The organism is Roseomonas sp. USHLN139, from assembly GCF_037145735.1.
In the GTDB taxonomy this organism is placed as follows: Bacteria; Pseudomonadota; Alphaproteobacteria; order Acetobacterales; family Acetobacteraceae; genus Pseudoroseomonas.
In genome coordinates this window covers 87,391-109,174 of sequence record NZ_JBBCWY010000013.1, presented here as the reverse complement: position 1 = coordinate 109,174, position 21,784 = coordinate 87,391, and the positions used below count along the sequence as shown (strand labels likewise).

Below are 21,784 nucleotides of genomic sequence, written 5' to 3'. Positions count from 1 at the left end.
GACAGCGCTCTGCTCATCACCACCGGCCTCCTCCCGGCCAACAGGGTGAATCAGATTTCCAGCCGCCCGGGAATCCCCGTCCGAGTCAAACAGGTCGGATCATGCTCTAGCGCGCGGCAGCACGGACAGAAAAAAGAAGGGGTCCAGGGGAATTCATTCCCCTGGCCTTTCTGTCATTATTTTTTTGTACTTAATCTGATCCTCATACATCTCCTTGAAGATCGCGTATTTGCTGTCGTGGTACTGGCGGATGCCCTGATCCGGCCGGATCGTCTCGCCCGCCCCGCTCATGGCGTTCATGGCCGCGTCCAGCGTGGCATGGGCTCCTCCGGCCACTGCCCCCAGCATGGCCGCGCCCAGCAGGATGGCTTCCGGCTCGCGCGGCAGCACCAGGGTGCAGCCGGTGGCGTCGGCGTGTTCGCGCAGGAAGACCGGGTTCTTGGTGCCGCCGCCGCAGGCCAGCACGATGTCGATGGCGTAGCCCTGGCCGTTCATCGTCTCGATGATGTGGCGGGTGCCATAGGCCACCGCCTGCAGCGTCGCCAGGTAGAGCCGCGCCAGGTCGTCGGCGGTGGCCGAGAGCGTCAGGCCGGCGATCATGCCGGTGAGCGAGGCATCGGCGCGCGGCGAGCGGTTGCCGTGGAAATCCGGCATGACGTGCAGCCCGGCGGTCAGCCGCGCCGGGTGGTCGAGGCCCTGCGCCAGACGCGCCAGCCGGGCGTTCAGCGCCTGGTAGATGGTCTGGCCGGCGGCCTCGGCGGCGGCGCGCTCGGCCGGGTAGGCGGCATGGGTGGTGATGACGTGGTCGATCAGCGCGCCGGTCGCCGACTGGCCGCCCTCGTTCAGCCAGAGGCCGGGCAGCATCGCCGAATGGTAGGGGCCCCAGACGCCGGGGACGAAGCGCGGCTCGGGCGAGACCGCCATGTGGCAGGAGGAGGTGCCGCCGACCAGCGCCAGCCGCCGGTTCAGCGCCGGCTCGCCCGGCAGCGCCGCGCCGATGACGCCGAGGCCGCCGGCATGGGCATCGATCGCCGAGGCGCCGACCGGGATGCCGGCGGGCAGGCCGAGCTCGGCCGCTGCCTCGGGGCGCAGCCTGCCGACCGGGGCGCCGGGCGGCAGGATCGTCGTGCCCAGCCGGGCGAAGCCCTCATCGGCCAGGACGCCCAGGCCGATCGATCGGAAGAAGCCCTCATCCCAGCGGTTCTCGTGTCCCAGAAAAGTCCATTTGCAGACCGTTGAGCAGAGCGAGCGGGCGGTGCTGCCGGTGGCGCGCCAGGTCAGGTAGTCGGGCAGGTCGAAGAAATGCGCCGCCCGGCCGAAGCTGTCGGGCAGGTGCTCGCGCAGCCAGAGCAGCTTGGGCGTCTGCATCTCCAGCGAGACGCGGCCGCCGACATGGCGCAGCACGGCATGGTCGCCGGCATTGATGCGGGCGGCCTGGTCCGCGGCGCGGTGGTCCATCCAGACGATGATGTCCTGTTCCGCCGCGCCGTCGGGGCTGACGGTGACGGGGCGGAAGTCGCGGTCGAGCACCACCAGCGAGCAGGTGGCGTCGAAGCCGAGGCCGCGCACCGTGACCTGGCCGATGCCGAGAAGTGCCGCGCGGATGGCGCTGGCGATGGCGGCCCAGATATCCTCGGAACTCTGCTGCACATGGTCGGGCGCCGGGCGCCAGGCGCGGATCGGCTGCGCGGCCTGGCCCAGCAGGCGGCCGTCGAGGGTGAAGGCGCCGGCCCGGGCGCTGCCGGTGCCCACGTCGATGCCGATGACGATGTCCTGCATGCGGGGGCCTCCTGTGCCGACGAGCCGGCGGGTTACGGAGCGGGGGGGGCCACGTCAAGCCGGCAGCCGGCGGCGGCCAGGGCGGCGGCCGGCGCCTCGGGCAGGGTGGCGTCGGTCAGGATGCGGGCGAAGGCGGCGACCGGGGCGAAATAGGCCGGCTTCAGCTGGCCGAGCTTGGAGCCGTCCACCACCAGCAGCGCCTCGGCGGCGCTGGCCAGGGCCATCTGCTTCACCGGCACCTCGTTGAAATTGGTGCAGGTGACGCCCTGGACGGCATCGACGCCGCCGGCCGACAGGAAGGCCTTGTTCAGCCGCAGGCGACGCAGGCTGGCCAGCCCCTCATCCGAGGCGAAGGTATGGGCGTTGGCGTGGAACAGCCCGCCCAGCAGGATCAGCCGGGTGTTCGGCCGCCGCGCCGCCAGGTTGGCGATGTTCAGCGCGTAGCAGACGATGGTCAGCTGCGGCCCGGGCGGCAGGCTCTCGACGAGATGCGGCATGGTGGTGCCGCAATCGACGAAGATGCTGTCACCATCGGCCACCAGCCGCGCGGCATGGGCGGTCGCCTGGCGCTTGGCGGCGGCGTGCTGGTCCTGCTCGACCTCGAGCGCGTAGGGGCCGTTGCGCTGCAGGCTGCCGACCGGCACGACATGGCCGCCGAGCAGGGTCAGCCGCAGCCCCGGCCGCGCCAGGTCGCGCCGCAGCGTCATCGAGGAAACGCCGAGCCACTGCGCCGCATTCTCCAGCCGGGCGGTGCCGGTCTGGCGCAGCAGTTCCTCCAGTTGCGCCAGCCGCTGGTCGCTGCGGCGGCTGCGGTCGGCCTGGGCCACGCTGTCCTCCCTGCGGTCCCGCTTGACGGCGGCGGGCCCGGATGTGAGGATTATAACAACTGTTACTAATCTGACAAACGCGCGCTGGCGGCCCGGGCCGGGATTCTTCCGGCCGGATGTTCCGCCGCGGCGACGAGGATGACGCCGTGCCCCTGACCGATGCCGAGCTGGCCAAGCTGATCGACCACACCCTGCTGAAGCCCGAGGCCTCGGCCGAGGAGCTGGCGCGCTGGGCGGCCGAGGCGCGGAGGCATGGCTTCGCCTCGGTCTGCGTCAACCCGGTGCATGTGCAGCGGATTGCCGGCCTGCTGGCGGGCAGCGGGGTGAAGACCTGCTCGGTGGTGGGCTTCCCGCTCGGCGCCAGCACCGCCGCGGCCAAGGCGCAGGAGGCGGCCGGCGCCGTCGCCGACGGCGCCGACGAGATCGACATGGTGATCAATATCGGCGCGCTGCGCGACGGGCGGCTGGACGAGGTGCAGGCGGATATCGCCGCCGTCCGCGCCGCCTGCCCGGGCCGCGTGCTGAAGGTCATCATCGAGACCTGCCTGCTGACCGACGCGCAGAAGCGCACCGCCTGCGCGCTGTCGGTCGCCGCCGGTGCCGATTTCGTGAAGACCTCGACGGGCTTCTCCAGCGGCGGCGCCACCGAGGCGGATATCGCCTTGATGCGCGGCGTGGTTGGTGCTGCCCTGGGCGTCAAGGCCTCGGGCGGCGTCAGGACGCGCGCCCAGGCGGAGGCGATGATCGCGGCCGGTGCCTCGCGCATCGGCGCCAGTTCCGGCGTCGCGCTGATCGGTGCGGCGCCGGCGACGTCCGGCTCCTACTGACCACCGGCCAGAGGCCATCGCGCCCGCAGCCGGGCGTGGCTCCAAGGGAAGGAAACAGCATCATGGTCATGATCAACCGGCGCGGCTTCGGCGCCCTCGCGGCGGGCGGCATGCTGGCGGGGGGGCTCGGCGCCCGCCCGGCCTTCGCCCAGGCGGCCAAGGCGGTCGATGCCAGCAAGGTCTCGGCCGAGATCAACGCCCGCACCGCGCGCAAGAAGGTCATCGCGACCGTCGTCAAGGTCGACGGCATCGCCTGGTTCGACCGCATGCGCGCCGGCGTCAAGCAGTTCGGCGAGGACCAGGGCCACGACACCTGGATGGTCGGCCCCAGCCAGGCCGATGCCGCGGCCCAGGTGCAGCTGGTCGAGAGCCTGATCGCCCAGGGCGTGGACGCCATCTGCATCGTCCCCTTCTCGGTCGAGGCGGTGGAGCCGGTGCTGCAGAAGGCGCGGCGCCAGGGCATCGTGGTGATCTCGCACGAGGCCTCGGGGCTGAAGAACATCGACTACGACATCGAGGCCTTCGACAACCACGCCTACGGCGCCAAGCTGATGGAAGTGCTCGGCCGCGACATGGGCGGCGAGGGCAAGTATGTCGCCACCGTCGGCAGCCTGACCTCGCAGTCGCAGATGGAATGGATCGACGGCGCCGTCGCCTACCAGAAGCAGCATTTCCCGCGCATGCAGGAGGTGACCCGCCGCATCGAGACCTATGACGATGCGACCACCGACTACAACAAGCTGAAGGAAGTGCTGACCGCCTATCCGGACCTGAAGGGCATCCTGGGCGCGCCGATGCCGACCTCGGCCGGCGCCGGCCGCCTGATCGCCGAGCGCAAGCTGGCCGGCAAGCTGTTCTTCAGTGGCACCGGCCTCGTCTCCGTCGCCGGCCAGTATCTGCGCAACGGCGACATCAACTACATCCAGTTCTGGGATCCGGCGGTGGCCGGCTATGCCATGAACGTCATGGCGGTGATGGCGTTGGCCAAGAAGTCGATCGGCGCCGGGCTCGACCTGGGCCTGGCCGGCTATTCCAAGCTGGAAGCCCCCGACGCGGCGCGGCCGAACATCCTGGTCGGCCAGGGCTGGGTCGGCGTCACCAAGGACAACATGGCGCAGTACAACTTCTGATTGTCTGTCGGTTCCGGCGCGGGGGGCTTCCGTCCCCCGCGCCGGCTGCGTCTTTCAAGGGTGACGGGGTTCCATGACCGCTCCGCTGATCGAACTGCGCCACCTGGGCAAGAGCTTCGGGGCCGTGCACGCGCTGAAGGATGTCTCGCTGACCATCGGGCGGGGCGAGATCCACTGCCTGGCCGGCGAGAACGGCTCCGGCAAGTCGACGCTGATCAAGGTGATCTCCGGCGTCAACCAGCCGGATCGCGGCGAGATCCTGATCGACGGCGAGAAGATCGAGAACATGTCGCCGCGCCAGGCCATCGCCCGCGGCGTCCAGGTCATCTACCAGGACTTTTCCCTGTTTCCGAACCTCAGCGTCGCCGAGAACCTGGCGCTGTCGACCGAGCTGCAGGCCGGCCGCAAGCTGGTCTCCTGGCGCCGCGTGCGGCAGATCGCCGAGGAGGCGACGAAGAAGCTGGGCGTGGCCCTCGACCTCGACGCCCTGGTCGAGACGCTGCCCACCGCCGGCAAGCAGCTGGTCGCCATCGCCCGCGCGCTGATGTCCGACCCTCGCCTGCTGATCATGGACGAGCCCACCACCGCGCTGACCGGCCGCGAGGTCGAGGCGCTGTTCCGCGTGGTGCGCGACATCCAGAGCCGTGGCATCGCCGTGCTCTTCGTCAGCCACAAGATGCGCGAGATGCTGGAGATCAGCGAGCGCATCACCGTGATCCGCAGCGGCGAGGTGGTGGCCAGCGGCGATATCGGCGATTTCGACGAGGCCCGCATCACCCGCGCGATGACCGGCCAGGAGCTGGCCTCGGAAGGCTACCGCTGGGCGGGGGATTCTTCCCAGGCGCCGCTTCTCGATGTGCAGGGCCTCACCGTCCCCGGCCAGCTCGAGGATATTTCTTTCAGCCTGAAGCCCGGCGAGATCGTCGGTGTCTCTGGCCTGCTCGGCTCCGGCCGCACCGAGCTGGCGCTCGCCCTGTTCGGCATGAAGCGCGGCTATGCCGGGGATATCCGCCTGTCGGGCCGGCCGCTGCGCCTGGACGGTGTCCAGGCCGCCATCGCCGAGGGCATCGCCTATGTGCCCGAGGACCGGCTGACCGAAGGCCTGTTCCTGGCGGCGACCATCGACCGCAACATGCTGGCCACCTCGCATGACCGCCTGAGCCGCTTCGGCGTCATGCAGGGCGGCCAGGCGGCGCAGGAATCGGCAGACATGATCCGCGAGATGGCCATCGCCACGCCGACCGGCAACCGGCCGGTGACGCAGCTCTCGGGCGGCAATGCCCAGCGCGTGGTGATCGGCCGCTGGCTGATGAACGATCCAAGGCTGCTGATCCTGAACGGCCCGACGGTCGGCGTCGATGTCGGCTCCAAGGCCGGCATCCATCGCAAGATCCGCGAACTTGCCCGCGCCCGCGGGCTGGGAGTGCTGATGATCTCCGACGACCTGCCGGAGCTGGTGGACAACTGCAACCGCATCCTGGTGCTGCATCGCGGCCGTCTGGTCGCCGAGCTGGAGGCCGAGGCCACCAGCGAGGCCGACCTCTCGGCCCGGCTGGGGGCGCTGCAATGAGCGGGTTGGCCAATGCGCTGCGCCGCCATCCGGAGCTGATGGTGGCCGCCGTGCTGGTGATCGCCGTGCTGGTGATCGGCAGCATCAACCCGGTCTTCTGGCAGCCCGCCAATATCTTCAGCCTGCTGCGCGCCAGCGTCATCACCGGCATCCTGGCGCTGGCCGTGCTGCTGGTGATGCTCTCGGGCGGCATCGACGTCTCCTTCCCGGCCTTCGCCATCGCGGCGATGTATCTGACCGTCAAGGCGATGATCGCCTGGCAGTTCGACGGGGTGCTGCTGCCCTTCCTGATGGCCAGTGGCATCGGTCTGGGGCTGGGGCTGGTCAATGCGGTCTTCGTCCACTACCTGCGGATGATCCCGCTGATCGTGACGCTGGGCACCGGCACCGCCGTGCGCGGCTTCATCCTGGGCGTGGTCGGCACCAGCCAGATCAACATCGACCAGATGCCGCCGCTGCTGATCAACTTCGCCCGCGGCGAGTTTTTTTCGGTCACCCAGGCGGATGGCAGCCAGGCCGGGCTGTCCTCGATGGTGCTGGTCTATGCCGGGCTCGCCATCGCGGTGCACCTGATCCTGCGCCACACCATGCTGGGCCGCGGCATCTATGCGCTCGGCGGCGGCGAGGAGGCGGCGCGCCGCGTCGGCTTCAACACCCGCCGCATCACCTTCGTCATCTATGGCCTGGCCGGGGCGCTTGCGGGCTTCGCCGGGCTGCTGCACGGCGCCATGATCTGGACCGCCAATCCGCGCGACATGGTGGGGCTGGAGCTCGACGTGATCGCCGCCGTGGTGCTGGGCGGCGCCTCGATCTTCGGCGGGCGCGGCACGGTGATCGGCACCCTGCTCGGCGTGCTGACGCTGGTGGTCATCACCAACAGCCTGATCATCCTGGGCGTCGACACCACCTGGCAGCGCGTCGTGGTGGGCGCCATCGTCATCGCGGCGACCGCGGTCACCGCCTGGCGCGACCGCAAGCGCATCGCCTGAGGGAATGGCACCGATGAGCACCCTGCTCCAGCGGCTGCGCGGCAGCGACACCAACCTGCTGCAGCTCGTCATCCTGACGGTGCTGATCTTCGCCGGCATGGCGGCGCTGAACCCCGAGCGGTTCCTGCGCCCCTATGTCTTCGAGAGCATCACCTTCATCGCCCCCGAGCTCGGCCTGCTGGCCATCGCCATGATGGTCGCCATGCTGACCGGCGGCATCGATCTGTCGGTGATCGGCATCGCCAACCTCTCCTGCATCCTGGCCGGGCTGTTCTTCCATTCGGTCGGCGCGCCGCGCGGGCCGGAGCTGGTGAACATGCCGCTGCCGCTGGTGCTCGCCGGCATCGGCATCGCGCTGGCCACCGGGGTGGTCGCGGGCGCCATCAACGGGCTGCTGGTGGCGAAGATGCGGGTCACCCCGATCCTGGCCACCATCGGCACCGGCCAGATCTTTACCGGCATCTGCCTGGTGCTGACCGGCGGGCCGGCGGTGGTCGGCTTCCCGGCGATCTGGGGGCAGTTCGGCAATGGCACTGTCTTCGGCATCGCCGCCCCCCTGGTGGTCTTCGTCGTGGTCGCCGGGCTGGTCTGGTTCGTGCTCGCCCGCACCGCCTTCGGCATCAACCTGACGCTGATCGGCACCAATCCGCGCGCCGCCGTCTTCGCCGGGCTGCGCACCCAGCGCACCGTTTTCCTGTCCTATGTCATGACCGGCGCCCTGGCCTCTGTGGCCGGCATCCTGCTCTCCGGCCGGACCAATGCGGCCAAGTCGGATTACGGCGTCTCCTACCTGCTGCAGGCGGTGCTGATCGCGGTGCTGGCGGGGACCAACCCGGCCGGCGGCCGCGGCTCGGTGCCCGGGATCGCGCTGGCGCTGGTGGCGCTGATGCTGCTCTCCTCCGGCCTGCAGATCATGCGCTTCAGCAATTTTCTCGTGGATCTGATCTGGGGCGGATTTTTGCTCCTTTCCATCGCGCTCGCTGCCCTGCGGATGCGGAGCCGCTGACGCCATGACCGCCCATATCCCGCTGCACGAAGCCCTCGCCGGCACGGCACCGACCGAGATCCTGCGCCAGGGGGAGCTTTCGGCGACGCTGTTCCGCTTCCCCACCGGCATCCCGGCGCTGCGGCTCGCCAATGCGCGCGGCGAGGTGGTGGTGTTGCCCTGGATGGGCGGCATGGTCTGGTCGGCCCGCTTCGACGGCGTCGACCTCGCCATGCAGAGCGGCTTCGACGCGCCGCAGCCGGCCCAGACCATCGCCGGGACCTATGGCTGCTTCGCCTTCCACAGCGGGTTGCTGCGCAACGGCGTGCCCGGCCCGCAGGACGACCATGCCCCGCATGGCGAATTCCCCTGCGCGCCGATGCAGCGCGCCTGGCTGGAGCTCGGGCATGACAAGCGTGGCAGCTTCCTGCGCGTGGTCAGCGAGCGGCACTATGTCATGGGCTTCGGCGCGCATTACCGCGCCTGGCCCTCGGTGACGCTGCGGCCGGCCGAGACGCTGTTCGACATCGGCCTTGGCGTGAAGAACGCCGGCGGCAAGCCGATGGAACTGATGTACATGTGCCACGTCAATTTCGCCTTCGTCCCCGACGGCGTCATCGAGCAGCCGGCGCCCTTCACCCCCGACCGCACCCAGGTCCGCCGCGCCGTCCCCGCCCATGTCACGCCGAACCCCGCCTATCTGGCGCTGATCGAGGAGCTGGCGCACAATCCGGCGCGGATGCAGCGCCTGTCGGAACCCCAGGCCTACGACCCCGAGCAGGTCTTCTATCTGTTCGGCCTCGGCACGGATGCCGCCGGCGACACGCATCTGATGCTGCGGCGTCCTCAGGGCGACGGCTTCGCCCTGTCCTATTCGCCCCGGAGCTTCCCGCAGACGGTGCGCTGGATCATGGCCGATCCGGACCAGCAGGTGGCCGCCTTCGCGCTGCCCTCGACCTGCCAGCCGGAGGGCCATGCCGCCGAGACGCGGAAGGGCCATGTGCAATGGCTGCCTCCCGGTGGCCGCGCCGACTTCACCGTGCGCGCCGGCTATCTCGACCCCGCCGCGGCCGATGCCTGCGGCACCCTCATCTCTTCTTTGACGTAGGAGCGGCCCATGGGCGCGCGCATCGGCGTGGTCGGCAGCAACATGGTCGACCTGATCACCTATATCGACCGCATGCCGGCGGCCGGCGAGACGCTGGCGGCGCCGCGCTTCGCCATGGGCCATGGCGGCAAGGGCGCCAACCAGGCGGTGGCGGCGGCCAAGCTCGGTGCCGAGGTCATGCTGGTCAGCCGCGTCGGCGATGACCTGTTCGGCGGCGGCACCATCAAAAACTTCCAGGACCTGGGCATCGACACCAGGCATGTCCGCGCCGTGCCGGGAACCCAGAGCGGCGTCGCGCCGATCTTCGTCGAGGCCTCGGGCGAGAACCGCATCCTGATCGTCAAGGGCGCTAACGAGCACCTGCTGCCGGCCGATGTCGATGCCGCGGCCGAGGACCTCAAGGGCTGCGCGCTGATCCTGCTGCAGCTCGAGATCCCGCTGGAGACGGTCTATCACACCATCGCCTGGGCGGCCGAGGCCGGCATCCCGGTGCTGCTGAACCCGGCGCCGGCGGTGCCGGAGCTCGATGTCGCGCGCATCCTCGGCGCCAGCTTCCTGGTGCCGAACCAGACCGAGCTGACCATCCTGACCGGCATGCCCGCCGAAACCCGCGACCAGGCCGAGGCCGCCGCCAGGACCCTGGTCGCCCGCGGCATCCGCCAGGTGCTGGTGACGCTGGGCGCCGAGGGCGCGCTGCTGGTCACCGCCGAAGCGGCCGAGCATGTCCCCTCGGTCCGCGTCACCCCGGTCGATACCAGCGGCGCCGGCGACGCCTTCATCGGCGCCTTCGCCCAGCATTACGTGGCGCATGGCGACACGCTGGAAGCGATGCGCTGGGGCGCGCGCTACGCCGCCGATTCCATCACCCGGCCGGGCACGCAGATGGCCTTCGCCACCCGCGCGCAGTTCCGGGGCTAGCGCTTCCGCAGGGCCAGCGCCGCCACCACGGCGAAGGCCAGCATGCTGCCGGGCAGGGCGACCGGCACCGGCAGCGGCAGGGCGCCGATCATCCCGGCGCCCACCGCGCCCACCGCCATGTGCAGCGCGCCCAGCACCGCGCTGGCGGTGCCGGCGGCGCCCTCGACCGCCATCAGCGCCAGCGCGATGGCCGGCGGCGCCATGAAGCCGACGCCGAACTGCGACAGCACCGTCAGCCCGATCGCCAGGCCCGGCGACAGCAGCCCGGCCAGGGACAGCGCCAGGAAGGCCGCGGCCGCGCCCAGCATCATCAGCGTGCCGGTCTGCACCAGCTGGGCCGGGCTGCGGCGCAGCCGCGGCGCCAGCAGCCCGCCCGCCAGGAAGCCCAGCGCATAGCCCGCCGGCACCAGGCTGACCGCCAGCGTGCCCCAGCCGAAGATTCCTTCGTAGAGCCGCTGCGTCGCGGCCACCTCCGCATAGGCGCCGCCGATGGCGGCCGCCGTGCCGAGGGCGAAGGACAGAAAGGAACGGTTGCGCAGCACCTTGCGGTAGCTGCCCAGCGTCGCCGCCAGCCCGCCCTCGCGCGAGCGGCTGTGATGGCTTTCCGGCAGCGCCAGCAGCACGGCGACCATCACCGCCGCGCCACTGGCCGCCGTCACCGCCAGCGAGGCGCGCCAGCCGAACTGCCCGGCGATGCCGCTGCCCAGCACCGGGGCCAGGCCGGGCATCACCGCCATGGCCAGCGTCAGCAGCGACATCGCCCGCAGGAAGACCGGCCCGGCGAAGCGGTCGCGGGCGATGGCGCGCGGCAGGGCCAGCCCGGCGCTGGCCCCCAGCCCCTGCAGGAGGCGCGCCAGCAGCAGCATCGGCCCGCTGGTCGCCAGCGTCGCCAGCACCCCGGCCAGGATGTAGAGCGACAGCCCGGCCAGCAGCACCGGGCGCCGCCCGTGCCGGTCGGACAGCGGCCCGACCACCAGCTGCCCCAGCCCGATGCCGACCAGCACGGCGGAGAGGATCAGCCCGGCCTGCTCCAGCCCGATCGCCAGCTCGGCGGTGATGCGGCCGAGCGAGGGGACCACCAGGTTGGTCGCCATCTGGCCAAGCGCGGTCAGCGCCATCAGCAACAACAGGGTGCCGGCCGGCAGCGCGGGGCTGCCGGGGGTGGAACTGCTCATTCTGTGTCGATCCCGGGGAGTCTGGTGCCGCGCGCAGCGGGCGTCCGGGCGAGGATTCTCGACGCCGGGGCCGGCGTCCAATAATGCTTGGCGGCATGACGATAAGGCAGGCTTATGCAGGGGATTGAGCTGCGGCATCTGCGCTGCCTGGTGGCGCTGGCCGAGGAGGGCAGCTTCTCGCGCGCCGCCGCCCGGCTGGGCACCACCCAGCCGGCGGTCAGCCAGCTGCTGAAGCGGCTGGAGGACATGATCGGCCAGCGGCTGCTGCACCGCGACCGGCTGTCGCTGGCGCTGACGCCGCTCGGCGAGCAGGTGCTGGCCCAGGCGCGCGAGGCGCTGGCCGCGGTCGAGGGCGCGCTGGAGGCGACGCGGCGCAGCCTGCGCGGCGAGGCCGGGCGGCTGCGCCTGGGGCTCAGCGTGCCCTCGCTCTATGGCGGGGTGCCGGCGCTGATCCGCCGCTTCCGCGCGGCGCGCCCGGGTGTGGTGGTGGAGATGCGGGTGCTGCCCAGCACCGAGCAGCCCGCCGCGCTGCTGGAGCGCCGCGTCGACCTGGCCTTCGGCGCCGCCGATCCGCGCGCCGACGGGCTGGCGCGGCGGGTGCTGGCGGATGAGGCGATGCAGGTGGTGCTGCCGGCCTGGCACCGGCTGGCGGGCAGCCCGTCGCTGCCGCTCGCCGCGCTGCGCGGCGAGGGCTGGATCATGCCGCCCGCCCCGGTGCCGCTGCGCGACGAGATCCTGGGCGCCTTCCGCGCCGCCGGCTATGCCCCGCGCATCGTGGCGGAAAGCACCGACTTCCTGACCACCTTCGGCCTGGTCATGGCCGATGCCGGGCTGGCCCTGGCCGCCGAGAGTTTTTCCGACTTCGCCGGCCCGGACCTGGTGCTGGTGCCGCTGACCGGGCCGGCGCCGCGGCTGGAACACGCCCTGGCCTATCGCCGGGACGACACCTCGCCGGTGCTGCGCGCGCTGCTGGAGATGCTGTGATCAGTCGCAGACATAGCGGTTGATCGGATAGGGCTGCTGCGCGAAGGCCGGGCAGAAGGCGCCGACCACCGGCTCCAGCTGCTCGAACAGGATCTTTCCGGAGGCGTTGAGCGCTTCCAGCCGCTCGCGGGCGGCCTCCGCCTCGCGCGCCAGCTTCGCCACGTCCAGCGTCAGCAGCTGGCGGTCGCGCACCACCATCCGCCCGGCGATCATCACATGGCGCACCGAGGTGGCGTCCTCGGCATGCACCAGCTGGTTGACCGTGGCGTTGTGCGGCACCCAGGTGATCGAGGCGAGGTCGAGGAAGACGATGTCGGCCTTCATCCCCGGCGCCAGGCGGCCGATCCCCTCCAGCCCCAGCGCCCGGGCCGAGCCCTCGGTGGCGGCGCGGTAGATCTCCCCGGTGCTGGCCCAGAAGCGCGGGTCCGGCCCCTGGCCCTTGGAGACCAGCGAGGCGCCGCGCATCGCCTCGTACATGTTCAGATTGTCCGAGCAGCTGGCGCCATCGGTGCCGAGCCCGACATTGACGCCGGCATCCAGCGCCTGGCGCAGCCGGAACAGCCCGTTGCCCAGCCGCATGTTGCTGCCCGGGTTGTGCACCAGCGAGGCGCCGCGATCGGCCATGCGGCGCAGATCGTCATCCTCCAGCCAGACCGCATGCGCCGCGGTGAAGTCGGGCCCGAGCAGCCCCTGCGCGTCGAGCTCGGCGACCAGGGTGCGGCCGTAGCGCTGCCTGCCGGCCAGGGCCTGGATCTTGCTCTCGCCGACATGGCTGTGCAGCGGCACGCCATGCTCGCGCGCCAGCCGGCCGCAGCCGCAGAGGAATTCGGTCGAGCAGTGCAGCGGGATGGTCGGCGCCACCGCGGCGCGGATGTCCTGGCCGTTCCAGCGCCAGTGGCGCAGCACCGCGTCGATGCCGGCCAGCGTCGCCTCGCCGGCCGGCAGCCGCATCCGGTCGACAGCGGCCTGCAACGCCGGGGGCAGGCTGTCGCGCAGCCCGGGGATGGCATCGTAGAAAGAGATATCGGCGACCATCGGCGCCAGGACGGCGCGCATGCCGACCTCGGCATAGGCCTCGGCGGCGGCGTCCATGCCCTCGCGGCTGGGGCCGGGAAACTCATAGTAGAGGTCATAGGCGGCGGTGCAGCCCTTCAGCACCATCTCGGCGGCGCAGATCTGCGCCGTCAGCTTCTTGTCGGCCAGCGCCCGGTTGCCGCCGACCCAGGGGGCGGCCGCCAGCAGCAGCTCCAGCGTCCAGCGGTCGCCCTGGCCGCGCGCCAGCCCGCCATGGCCATGGGTATGCGCGTTCACCAGGCCGGGATGCAGCAGCATCCCCGAGGCGTCGATCCGGGTCGCGCCCTCGGGCGTGGCGAGGTCCGGCCCGACGGCGCGGATGATGCCGTCCTCGACCAGGAGATCGGCGGGCTCGGCCCGGCGCAGCGCCGGGTCGGTCAGCCGTCCGCCGGCGATCAGGGTGAAGCCGGGTTGGATCTGGGCCATGCGGATTCTCCTTCGGGCGGCGGCGCGACGGGGTGGCGGCCGCCGCCGCCGTATTCCCCTGGCGGCGCGGCGGGGCTTGCTCTTCAATGGCGTCCTTCCCTTGCCCGATCCAGGAAATCTTCGATGGCCGCCGCGGCACCGCTCGAGACGCTCAGCCTGGATTTCCACCGGCTGGCCGCGGCCTATGCCGCCGGCCTCGCGCCCGAGGCGCTGCTGGCCGAGCTGCTGCGCCGCATCGAGGCGGCGGCCGACCCGGCGATCTGGATCAGCCGCCGCCCGCCGGCCGAGATCCTGGCCGAGGCGGCGCGCCTTCCTGGCCGGCGCGCGGCGGGGGAGGTCCTGCCGCTCTACGGCCTGCCCTTCGCGGTGAAGGACAATCTGGACGTGGCGGGTCTGCCGACCACCGCCGCCTGTCCCGACTTCTCCCACTACCCGGCCGAGACCGCCGCCGCCGTGGCGCGGCTGAGCGCGGCCGGCGCGGTGCTGCTGGGCAAGACCAACCTGGACCAGTTCGCCACCGGGCTGGTCGGCACCCGCTCGCCCTACGGGGTGCCGCGCAACCCCTTCGACGCGCGGATGATCCCAGGCGGGTCGAGTTCCGGCTCGGCGGTGGCGGTGGCGCGCGGCCTGGCCAGTTTCAGCCTGGGCACCGACACCGCCGGATCGGGGCGCATCCCGGCCGCCTTCAACAACATCGTCGGCCTGAAGCCCAGCCGCGGCCTGGTCAGCAATCATGGCATGGTGCCGGCCTGCCGCTCGCTCGACTGCGTCTCGGTCTTTGCGCTGACGGTCGAGGATGCCGCCGCCGTCGCCGCCGTCATCGCCGGCTTCGATCCGCGCGATGCCTGGTCGCGCGCCGCCCCCGCCGGCTTCGCCAGCCGCGTCCCGGCGCCCAGGCGTTTCCGCTTCGCCATCCCGCGCGCGGCCGACCGCGACTTCCTGGGCGATGCCGAAGGGGAAGCCCTGTTCCAGGCCAGCATCGCCCGGCTGACGGCGCTGGGCGGCATCGTCGAAGAAATCGACTTCGCGCCCTTCCAGGAGGTGGCGCGGCTGCTCTACGGCCCCTTCGTCGCCGAGCGCACCCATGCGCTCCGCGAATGGCTGGCCGAGCGGCCCGACAGCCTGCATCCGGTCACCCAGGCGATCATCGCCAAGGGCCATGCCTATTCCGGCCTCGACATCCTCGATGCCCGGCAGCGGCTGCAGGCGCTGGCCCAGGCGATCCTGCCGCTGTGGTCGCGCATCGATTGCCTGGTGGTGCCGACCGCGCCGCGCGGCTTCACCCTCGACGAACTGGCGGCCGAGCCGATCGGCCACAACACCGCGCTCGGCCGCTACACCAATTTCGCCAATCTGCTGGATCTCGCGGCGCTGGCCGTGCCGGGCGGCTTCGACGCCGCCGGCTTCCCGGCCGGGGTCACCCTGCTGGCGCCGGCCTTCCATGACGGGCTGCTGGCGGGCCTGGGCGCCGCCCTGCAGCGCGCCGCCGGCCTGCCGCTGGGGGCGACCAGCGCGCCGCTGCCGCCAGCCGCCGCGGCGCCGCCGCCGGCGATCCAGCCGATGGTCGAGATCGCCGTCTTCGGCGCGCATCTCGACGGCGAGCCGCTGAACCCGGCGCTGCGGGCGCTGGGCGGCGTGCTGCGCCGCGCCTGCCGCACCGCGCCCTGCTACCGCCTGCTGGCGCTGCCGCCCGGGCCGGGCGTGCCGGCACGGCCTGGCCTGCTGCCGGCGCGCGACGGTGTCGCCGTCGACGGCGAGGTCTGGGCGCTGCCGGCGGCGGCGCTGGCCGCCTTCCTGGCCGGCATCGCGGCGCCGCTCGGCCTCGGCCCGGTGCGGCTCGAGGACGGCCCGGCGCTGGGCTTCATCTGCGAGGGCGGCGTCGAGGGCGCGGCGGATATCAGCGCCCATGGCGGCTGGCGGGCTTATCGCGCCGCGACCACCGCCGCCGCCTGAGGCCGGCCGGGGCCGCTGGGCGGGGCTGCCGCACCGGCCTATAGACGCCGCGATGGACACCGCCGCCCCGCCGCTGCCGCCGCCCCTGCTGCTGGACACGCCGGATGGCGCGCGCCTCGCCCTCTACCGCCTCGGCCGCCGCGACGCGCCACCGCTGCTCTGGGGCCATGCCAATGGCTTCGCGACCGGGTCCTATCCGGCGCTGCTGGCCGGGCTGGCGCGCGACCACGATCTCTGGGCCTGGGATGCGCGCGGCCATGGCGAATCCAGCCTGCCGGAGGGCGTGCCGCTCGCCGCGGCGGTGGCGCTGGACCGGCTGGCCGCCGATGCGCGGCAGCTGGCCCAGGCGGTGCGCGACGCCACCGGCGCCTGGCCACGCGGCGCGGCGCATTCCTTCTCCGGCCTCGCCATGCTGCGGGCGGGAGTGCCCTGGCCGGACCTGACGCTGTTCGAGCCGCCCCTGATGACGCCGGCCCTGCTGGAACGGCCGGCGATCCGCGAGGCCATGCGCCAGCGCGTCGCCGCCACGCTGTTCCGCCGCCGGCTGTGGGACGGTCCGGCGCAGCTCTTCGCGCGGCTGCGCCCGCACCCGGCCTATGCGCTGATCGGCGATGCGGCGCTGCAGGCCCATGCCGCCGCGCTGCTGCGCCCGGAGGGCAGCGGCTGGCGCCTGCGCTGCGCCCCGGAGACCGAGGCCGCCATCTACGAGGCCGTCGGCAATGCCGCGACCTTCGAGTCGCTGCCGGGGGTGGCGGTGCCCTGCCGCTTCGTCGCCAGCGACACCGAGGCGGGCGACTGGCTGCGCGGGGTGCAGCCGCTGGCGGCGGCGGCCTGCGGCGGCCAGGCCCTGGTGCTGCCGGGCACGACGCATTTCCTGCCGCTGGAGAACCCGGCCGGCGCCGCCGCGCTGCTGCGGCCGGCGGGCTGAGCGCTTCGCAGAAAGCCTCTTGCGCCCTGGCTTGTTTCCGCCTTCGCTGACCGCATGGTGGAAACCGTGCTGCCGGCCGACCGCGCCTCAGCCCCCCTGCCCGGGAATGCGGGCGGGGCGGGATCGGTGCTGGAAGTGGCCGGCCTCACCCGCCGCTTCTTCGGCGTCGCCGCGCTGGATGGCGTCGGCTTCGCGCTGCCGGCCGGGCGCATCACCGGGCTGATCGGGCCGAACGGCGCCGGGAAATCCACCCTGCTCAATGTCGTCTCCGGCCTGCTGCGCCCCGATGCCGGGCAGGTGCGCTTCGGCGGCGAGGATGTCACGGGGATGAAGCCGCACCGCCTGGCGGCGCGCGGCCTGACCCGCACCTTCCAGATCGCCCGCGGCTTCCCGCGGATGAGCGTCTTCCAGCACCTGATGCTCTACGGCCCGCGCCAGCCGGGCGAGCGGCTGCTGCAGGCGCCGATGTGGTCGCGTGCCGCCCGCGACCGCGAGGCGGAGCTCGCCGAGCGGGCGCTGTCCATCGCCGCGCGGCTGCGTCTTTCTCCCTTGCTGGACGCCCCCGTCACCGCCTTGTCGGGGGGACAGAAGAAACTGGTGGAAATCGGCCGCACGCTGATGGCCGAGCCGCGCATGATCCTGCTGGACGAGCCGATGGCGGGGGTGAATCCCTCGCTTGGCGCCGAGATCGCCGCGCATCTGCAGGCGCTGAACGCCGAGGGCATCTCGCTCTGTCTCGTCGAGCATGACATGGCGCTGATCCGCCAGCTCTGCCACCACGTCGTCGTCATGGCGGAGGGCCGCACCCTGGTCACCGGCCGCTTCGAGGAGGTGGTGGAGAACGCCCAGGTGCAGGAAGCCTATCTGGGGCGCCGGCATTGAGCGCGGCGCTGCGGGCCGAGGGGCTGGTTGCCGGCTATGGCGCCGCCGAGCAGATCCTGAAGGGCGCCTCGGTCGAGGTCCGGCCGGGCGAGATCGTCACCATCATCGGCCCGAACGGCGCCGGCAAGTCGACGCTGCTGAAGGCGGTGGCGGGGCTGCTGCGCGTCTCCGCCGGCCGCATCGCGGTGGCCGGCCGCGACGTCACCGGCGATGACGCCATCGGCCGGGCGCGCGCCGGCCTGGCCTTCGTGCCGCAGGAGGCCAATGTTTTTGCGCGCCTCAGCGTCGCGGAGAATCTGTCGATCAGCGGCTTCCTCGATCCGAAGCGATCGGCCGCCGAGCTGGAAAAAATCTATACCCGCTATCCGATGCTGGCGGGGAAGCGGCGGGCGCTGGCGCGCAGCCTCTCGGGCGGGCAGCGGCAGATCCTGGCCATGGCCATGGGGCTGATGCAGCGGCCCTCGATGATGCTGCTGGACGAGCCGACCGCCGGCCTGTCGCCGCGCGCGGCGGATGAATTGTTCGCCGCGGTGATCGACCTGAACCGCGCCGGCCTGCCGGTGCTGATGGTCGAGCAGCACGCGGTCGAGGCGCTGCGCATCTCGCATCGCGGCTACGTCCTGGTCGCCGGGCGCAACAGCGTCGAGGGCGAGGGGCCGGCGCTGGCCGCGGATCCGGAAATCCGCCGGCTGTTCCTGGGTGGTTGAGCAAGATGCCCGGCGACGGGCGAGGGGAGAGAGTGAGATGACCGCGTCCCGCACGCATCTGTCGCGCCGTTCGCTGCTGGCGGCGTCCTCCCTGGCGCCGCTGGCCCTGCCGCGGCTGGCCCGCGCCGAGGGCCAGGGGCCGCTCCGCATCGCCGCCCTCTCGCCGCTGACCGGCGCCGGCGGCAGCTATGGCCCCGCCATGGTCAAGGCGATCCGCGCCGTGGTCGAGGAGGCCAACAAGGCCGGCGGCATCCTCGGCCGCCCGGTCGAGCTGGTGGCCGAGGACGACCAGACCAACCCGGAGGCCGCGGTCCGCGCCGCGCGCAAGCTGATCGATGTCGACCGCGTCGCCGCCATCTGCGGCGTCTGGGCCTCCTCGGTCGCCAGCGCCGTGGCACCGCTCTGCTGGGAGAGCGGCACCTTCATGATGGCCACCGCCGGCGCCGATGCGCTGACCGCCCTGCCGCATCGCGGCTTCTTCGCCCGCACCCAGCCCAACACCACGCTGCAGGGCAGGAAATTCGGCGAGTTCGCGCTCAGCCAGGGGGCGAAGAAGGTGGTCATGCTGTCGCCGCAGACGCCCTTCGCGCAGAGCCAGTTCGACAATATCGCCGCCGCCCTGAAGCCGGCCGGCGGCAGCGCCGAGCTGCTGATCTATGACGACAAGAAGCCCTCCTACCGCACCGAGGTGCAGCAGGTGCTGCGCGGCCGGCCGGATGCCATCGTGCTCGGCGGCTACCTGCCCGACACCACGGTGCTGGTGAAGGATCTGCTGCGCGCCGGCTTCACCGGCACCCGCATCGCCTTCGCCTATTCGGTCAACCAGAAGCTGATCGACAGCGTCCCCGCCGACACGGTGGAGGGCATTTTCACCATCGCCCCCTCGCCGGCGGAGGGCTCGCCGGCCTGGAAGCACATGGCGAGCATCGCCGGCACGGATTCCCCTGACCCCTATTCGACGCAGAGCTACGACCAGGCCAATCTGATCCTGCTGGCGATGCAGGCCGCTGGCACGGCAACTGGCACCGCCATCCGCGACAACCTGAGAAAAATCAGCCAGGCGCCGGGGGGGACCAGGGTCGGCAACATCACCGAGGGGCTGGCGGCGCTGAAGGCCGGGCATAGCATCAACTACGAGGGCGCCAGCGGTCCCTGCGACTTCACCGAGAATGGCGACATCCTCGACTGCCAGTTCCGCTACGAGCAGGTGAAGTCCGGCAAGCTGACCCTGCTGCGCATCGCCTGACCGCATGGAAGCCCTGCTGCAGGCGGTGGTGAACGGGTTGCTGGCGGGGTCGCTGATCGCCGTGCCGGCGGTCGGCTTCACCGCCATCTTCGCCATCCTGCGCTACCCCAGCTTCGCCATCGCCGGCTATGTCTCGGTCGGCGCCTTCGCCGGCTGGTGGGCCAATACCGCGCTGGGCTTCGGCGCGCCGCTGGCGGTGCTGGTGGCCTTCGGGGCGGGTGCCGCCGCCGGGCTGGTCTGCGAGCTCGGCGCGCTGCGGCGGCTGATGCCGGCGGGCGCCCTGACGGTCGCTATCGCCTCGATCGCGGTGAACCTCATCCTGGAAAACATCCTGCGGTTCTGCTTCGGCAACGACCTGCGCGGCTTCGACCTGCCGATCCAGCCGGACCTGATCATCGGCGGCCTCTTCGTGGGTCTCCAGCAGATCTGGAACCTGGTCCTCGCCGTGGCCGTGGTCGCCGGCGTCTTCGCCTTCCTGATGTTCACCCGCTTCGGCCGCGCCATGCGGGCGGTCGCCGACAACCCGGACCTCGCCCGGCTGAAGGGCATCGACCCGGCACGCATCGCCGCCATCGCGGTGGCGCTTGGCGCCGGGCTGGCCGGGGCAGGGGGCGTGCTGCTCGGCCTCGACACCTCGATCGATCCGCTGACCGGCTATCGCGTGCTGCTCTCGGTCTTCGCCGCCGCCGTGCTGGGCGGGCTGGGCTCGATCCCCGGGGCGGTGGCCGGCGCGCTGGCGCTGGGCATCGCCGAGGAACTGGCGCTGCTGGTGGTCCCCGCCACCTACCGCACCGGCGTTGGCTTCGTCGCCATCCTGCTGATCCTGACCTTCCGGCCGCGCGGCCTGCTGGGCGAGAGGGCGGCCTGATGCTGTCCTACCTGCTCTTCTCGCTGACCATCGGCGGCCTCTACGCGCTGCTGTCGCTGGCGCTCAACCTGGCCTGGGGCGGCGCCGGGCTGGTCAATCTGGGCCTCGCCGGCTTCTTCGGCATCGGCGCCTATGCCACCGCGCTGGCGACCGGCGCCGGCGCGCCGCTGGCCATCGGCCTGCTCGCCGCCCTGGCCGCCGGCGTGCTGGCCGGGCTCGCCATCACCGGCCTGACGCTGCGGCTGCGCGACGACTACCTGGCCATCGTCACCCTAGGCTTCGGCGAGATCGTCCGCCTCGTCGCCCTGAACGAGCGCTGGCTGACCAAGGGCGCCGACGGCATGTCCGGCATCCTGGCGCCCGGCAAGGCGGCGCTCGGCACCATTGGCTTCAACCAGGCCTGGGCGGCGGGCGTCACCATCCTGGTCGTCCTGGTCTGGCTGCTGCTGCGCCGGCTGGACCAGAGCCCCTTCGGCCGCGCGCTGCGCGCCGTGCGCGAGGACCAGGAGCTGGCGGGCTTCGCCGGCAAGCCCGTGCTGCGGCTGAAATACCAGGCCTTCGCCCTCTCGGCCGCCATCGCGGCGCTGGCCGGCGCGCTCTACGCGCATTTCCAGTCCTACATCTCGCCCGACCACTTCCAGCCGCTGATCACCATCTACATCTTCCTGGCCGTCACCGCCGGCGGCATCGGCCGCCCCCTCGGCGCGGTGCTCGGCGCCTATGCGGTGGTCGCCTTCCTGGAGGCCACCCGCTTCCTCGCCGCCCTGGTGCCGGGCATCGAGCCGGTGCAGGTCGCGGCGCTGCGCGAGGCGCTGGTCGGCCTCTGCCTGCTGCTGGCGCTGCATCTGCGGCCCCGCGGCTTCCTGCCCGAGCGCATCCCTCCCGCCCCGAAGGCCACCCGATGACCGAGCTGCTCGCCCGCCTGGCCGAACCCGGCCAGCCCGAGACCCTCTACCGCGCCCTGCAGGAGGAGACGCAGAAGCTTGTCGGGCATCGCCTCTTCACCCTGCTCTATGTCGACGGCGCCGATGTCGCCCGCGTCTGGTCCAGCCACCCGGCCGAATACCCGACTTCCGGCCGCAAGACGATGGGCGCGACACCCTGGGGGGCGCATGTGCTGGCCGGAGGGAAGCCCTATCTCGGGCGCGACAAGGCCGGCATCCGCTGGGCCTTCTACGACCACGCGCTGATCGAAAGCATGGGCCTCGGCTCGGTGATCAACCTGCCCGTCCGCTATGACGGCGAGACCATCGGCACCTGCAACCTGCTGGATGTCGAGCACCACTATGACGACCAAGCGCTGAACAAGATCACGCACCTCGCGCCGCTCTTGATCCCCGCCTTCCTGGAGGCGAGAAGGAAGTAAGCAAGAACGGGGGGAAGTATCCCCCCGTGCCCCCTTCTATTT

At 71.9% G+C, this 21,784-nt stretch carries 20 protein-coding genes; 16 read left to right on the top strand and 4 right to left on the bottom strand.

The window, feature by feature from the left end:
• Nucleotides 1-153 precede the first annotated feature (153 nt).
• Both WFI16_RS24150 and WFI16_RS24145 read right to left on the bottom strand, forming a co-directional pair.
• Nucleotides 154-1,779 carry an FGGY-family carbohydrate kinase gene (locus WFI16_RS24150; RefSeq protein WP_419900415.1) on the bottom strand — a complete coding sequence of 542 codons (1,626 nt, stop codon included), beginning with the start codon at nt 1,777-1,779 and terminating at the stop codon, nt 154-156.
• A gap of 32 nt (nt 1,780-1,811) precedes the next feature.
• Nucleotides 1,812-2,606 carry a DeoR/GlpR family DNA-binding transcription regulator gene (locus tag WFI16_RS24145; protein WP_419900414.1) on the bottom strand — a complete coding sequence of 265 codons (795 nt, stop codon included), beginning with the start codon at nt 2,604-2,606 and terminating at the stop codon, nt 1,812-1,814.
• Between the two features lie 146 nt (nt 2,607-2,752).
• Here WFI16_RS24145 and deoC point away from each other — a divergent pair, with 146 nt between their 5' ends.
• From deoC to rbsK, 7 genes are all read left to right on the top strand, one after another.
• Entirely contained in the window at nt 2,753-3,433 is a 681-nt protein-coding gene (deoC, locus tag WFI16_RS24140; RefSeq protein WP_442970734.1) for a deoxyribose-phosphate aldolase, read from the top strand.
• 62 nt (nt 3,434-3,495) lie between these two features.
• Nucleotides 3,496-4,563, top strand: coding sequence for an autoinducer 2 ABC transporter substrate-binding protein (locus WFI16_RS24135; protein WP_419900412.1), 1,068 nt, complete (start codon nt 3,496-3,498; stop codon nt 4,561-4,563).
• Nucleotides 4,564-4,636: 73 nt separating this feature from the next.
• Entirely contained in the window at nt 4,637-6,133 is a 1,497-nt protein-coding gene (locus tag WFI16_RS24130; protein ID WP_419900411.1) for a sugar ABC transporter ATP-binding protein, read from the top strand.
• A complete protein-coding gene (locus WFI16_RS24125) occupies nt 6,130-7,122 on the top strand; it encodes an ABC transporter permease (RefSeq protein ID WP_419900410.1) in 993 nt (330 codons plus the stop codon). Before WFI16_RS24130 ends, WFI16_RS24125 begins: the two co-directional genes overlap by 4 nt.
• Nucleotides 7,123-7,135: 13 nt before the next feature.
• A complete protein-coding gene (locus tag WFI16_RS24120; protein ID WP_419900409.1) occupies nt 7,136-8,128 on the top strand; it encodes an ABC transporter permease in 993 nt (330 codons plus the stop codon).
• 4 nt (nt 8,129-8,132) lie between these two features.
• Entirely contained in the window at nt 8,133-9,215 is a 1,083-nt protein-coding gene (locus tag WFI16_RS24115) for an aldose 1-epimerase family protein (RefSeq protein WP_419900408.1), read from the top strand.
• 9 nt (nt 9,216-9,224) lie between these two features.
• Nucleotides 9,225-10,133: a ribokinase gene (gene rbsK / locus WFI16_RS24110; RefSeq protein ID WP_419900407.1), complete on the top strand. Its 909-nt coding sequence runs from the start codon at nt 9,225-9,227 to the stop codon at nt 10,131-10,133.
• On the opposite strand, the gene WFI16_RS24105 is transcribed toward rbsK, so the two are convergent.
• Nucleotides 10,130-11,308, bottom strand: coding sequence for an MFS transporter (locus WFI16_RS24105; protein WP_419900406.1), 1,179 nt, complete (start codon nt 11,306-11,308; stop codon nt 10,130-10,132). The genes rbsK and WFI16_RS24105 overlap by 4 nt on opposite strands.
• Before the next feature lie 114 nt (nt 11,309-11,422).
• Here WFI16_RS24105 and WFI16_RS24100 point away from each other — a divergent pair, with 114 nt between their 5' ends.
• Nucleotides 11,423-12,292: a LysR family transcriptional regulator gene (locus WFI16_RS24100; RefSeq protein ID WP_419900405.1), complete on the top strand. Its 870-nt coding sequence runs from the start codon at nt 11,423-11,425 to the stop codon at nt 12,290-12,292.
• Here the strand turns inward: WFI16_RS24100 and WFI16_RS24095 are convergent, their stop codons facing one another.
• Nucleotides 12,293-13,792, bottom strand: a complete 1,500-nt coding sequence (locus WFI16_RS24095; RefSeq protein WP_419900404.1) for an amidohydrolase family protein — start codon at nt 13,790-13,792, stop codon at nt 12,293-12,295. It lies immediately after the preceding gene.
• A gap of 123 nt (nt 13,793-13,915) precedes the next feature.
• On the opposite strand from WFI16_RS24095, the gene atzF reads away from it, so the two are divergent.
• Genes atzF through WFI16_RS24055 form a run of 8 tightly spaced genes read left to right on the top strand, consistent with a single transcriptional unit; the run spans nt 13,916 to nt 21,742 of the window.
• Nucleotides 13,916-15,745 carry an allophanate hydrolase gene (atzF, locus tag WFI16_RS24090; RefSeq protein WP_419900403.1) on the top strand — a complete coding sequence of 610 codons (1,830 nt, stop codon included), beginning with the start codon at nt 13,916-13,918 and terminating at the stop codon, nt 15,743-15,745.
• A gap of 52 nt (nt 15,746-15,797) precedes the next feature.
• A complete protein-coding gene (locus WFI16_RS24085) occupies nt 15,798-16,673 on the top strand; it encodes an alpha/beta fold hydrolase (RefSeq protein ID WP_419900402.1) in 876 nt (291 codons plus the stop codon).
• Between the two features lie 54 nt (nt 16,674-16,727).
• Nucleotides 16,728-17,555: an ABC transporter ATP-binding protein gene (locus tag WFI16_RS24080; RefSeq protein ID WP_419900401.1), complete on the top strand. Its 828-nt coding sequence runs from the start codon at nt 16,728-16,730 to the stop codon at nt 17,553-17,555.
• On the top strand, nt 17,552-18,262 hold the full coding sequence (locus WFI16_RS24075) for an ABC transporter ATP-binding protein (RefSeq protein WP_419900400.1): 711 nt from the start codon (nt 17,552-17,554) through the stop codon (nt 18,260-18,262). The genes WFI16_RS24080 and WFI16_RS24075 overlap by 4 nt, the downstream gene beginning before the upstream one ends.
• Before the next feature lie 37 nt (nt 18,263-18,299).
• Complete coding sequence (locus WFI16_RS24070; protein WP_419900399.1) at nt 18,300-19,508, top strand: ABC transporter substrate-binding protein; 1,209 nt, start codon at nt 18,300-18,302, stop codon at nt 19,506-19,508.
• Nucleotides 19,509-19,512: 4 nt separating this feature from the next.
• A complete protein-coding gene (locus tag WFI16_RS24065; RefSeq protein ID WP_419900398.1) occupies nt 19,513-20,376 on the top strand; it encodes a branched-chain amino acid ABC transporter permease in 864 nt (287 codons plus the stop codon).
• Nucleotides 20,376-21,281 carry a branched-chain amino acid ABC transporter permease gene (locus WFI16_RS24060; RefSeq protein ID WP_419900397.1) on the top strand — a complete coding sequence of 302 codons (906 nt, stop codon included), beginning with the start codon at nt 20,376-20,378 and terminating at the stop codon, nt 21,279-21,281. The genes WFI16_RS24065 and WFI16_RS24060 overlap by 1 nt, the downstream gene beginning before the upstream one ends.
• Nucleotides 21,278-21,742 (top strand): GAF domain-containing protein, encoded by a 465-nt coding sequence (locus tag WFI16_RS24055; RefSeq protein ID WP_419900396.1) that lies wholly within the window; start codon nt 21,278-21,280, stop codon nt 21,740-21,742. The genes WFI16_RS24060 and WFI16_RS24055 overlap by 4 nt, the downstream gene beginning before the upstream one ends.
• Nucleotides 21,743-21,784: the final 42 nt, after the last annotated feature.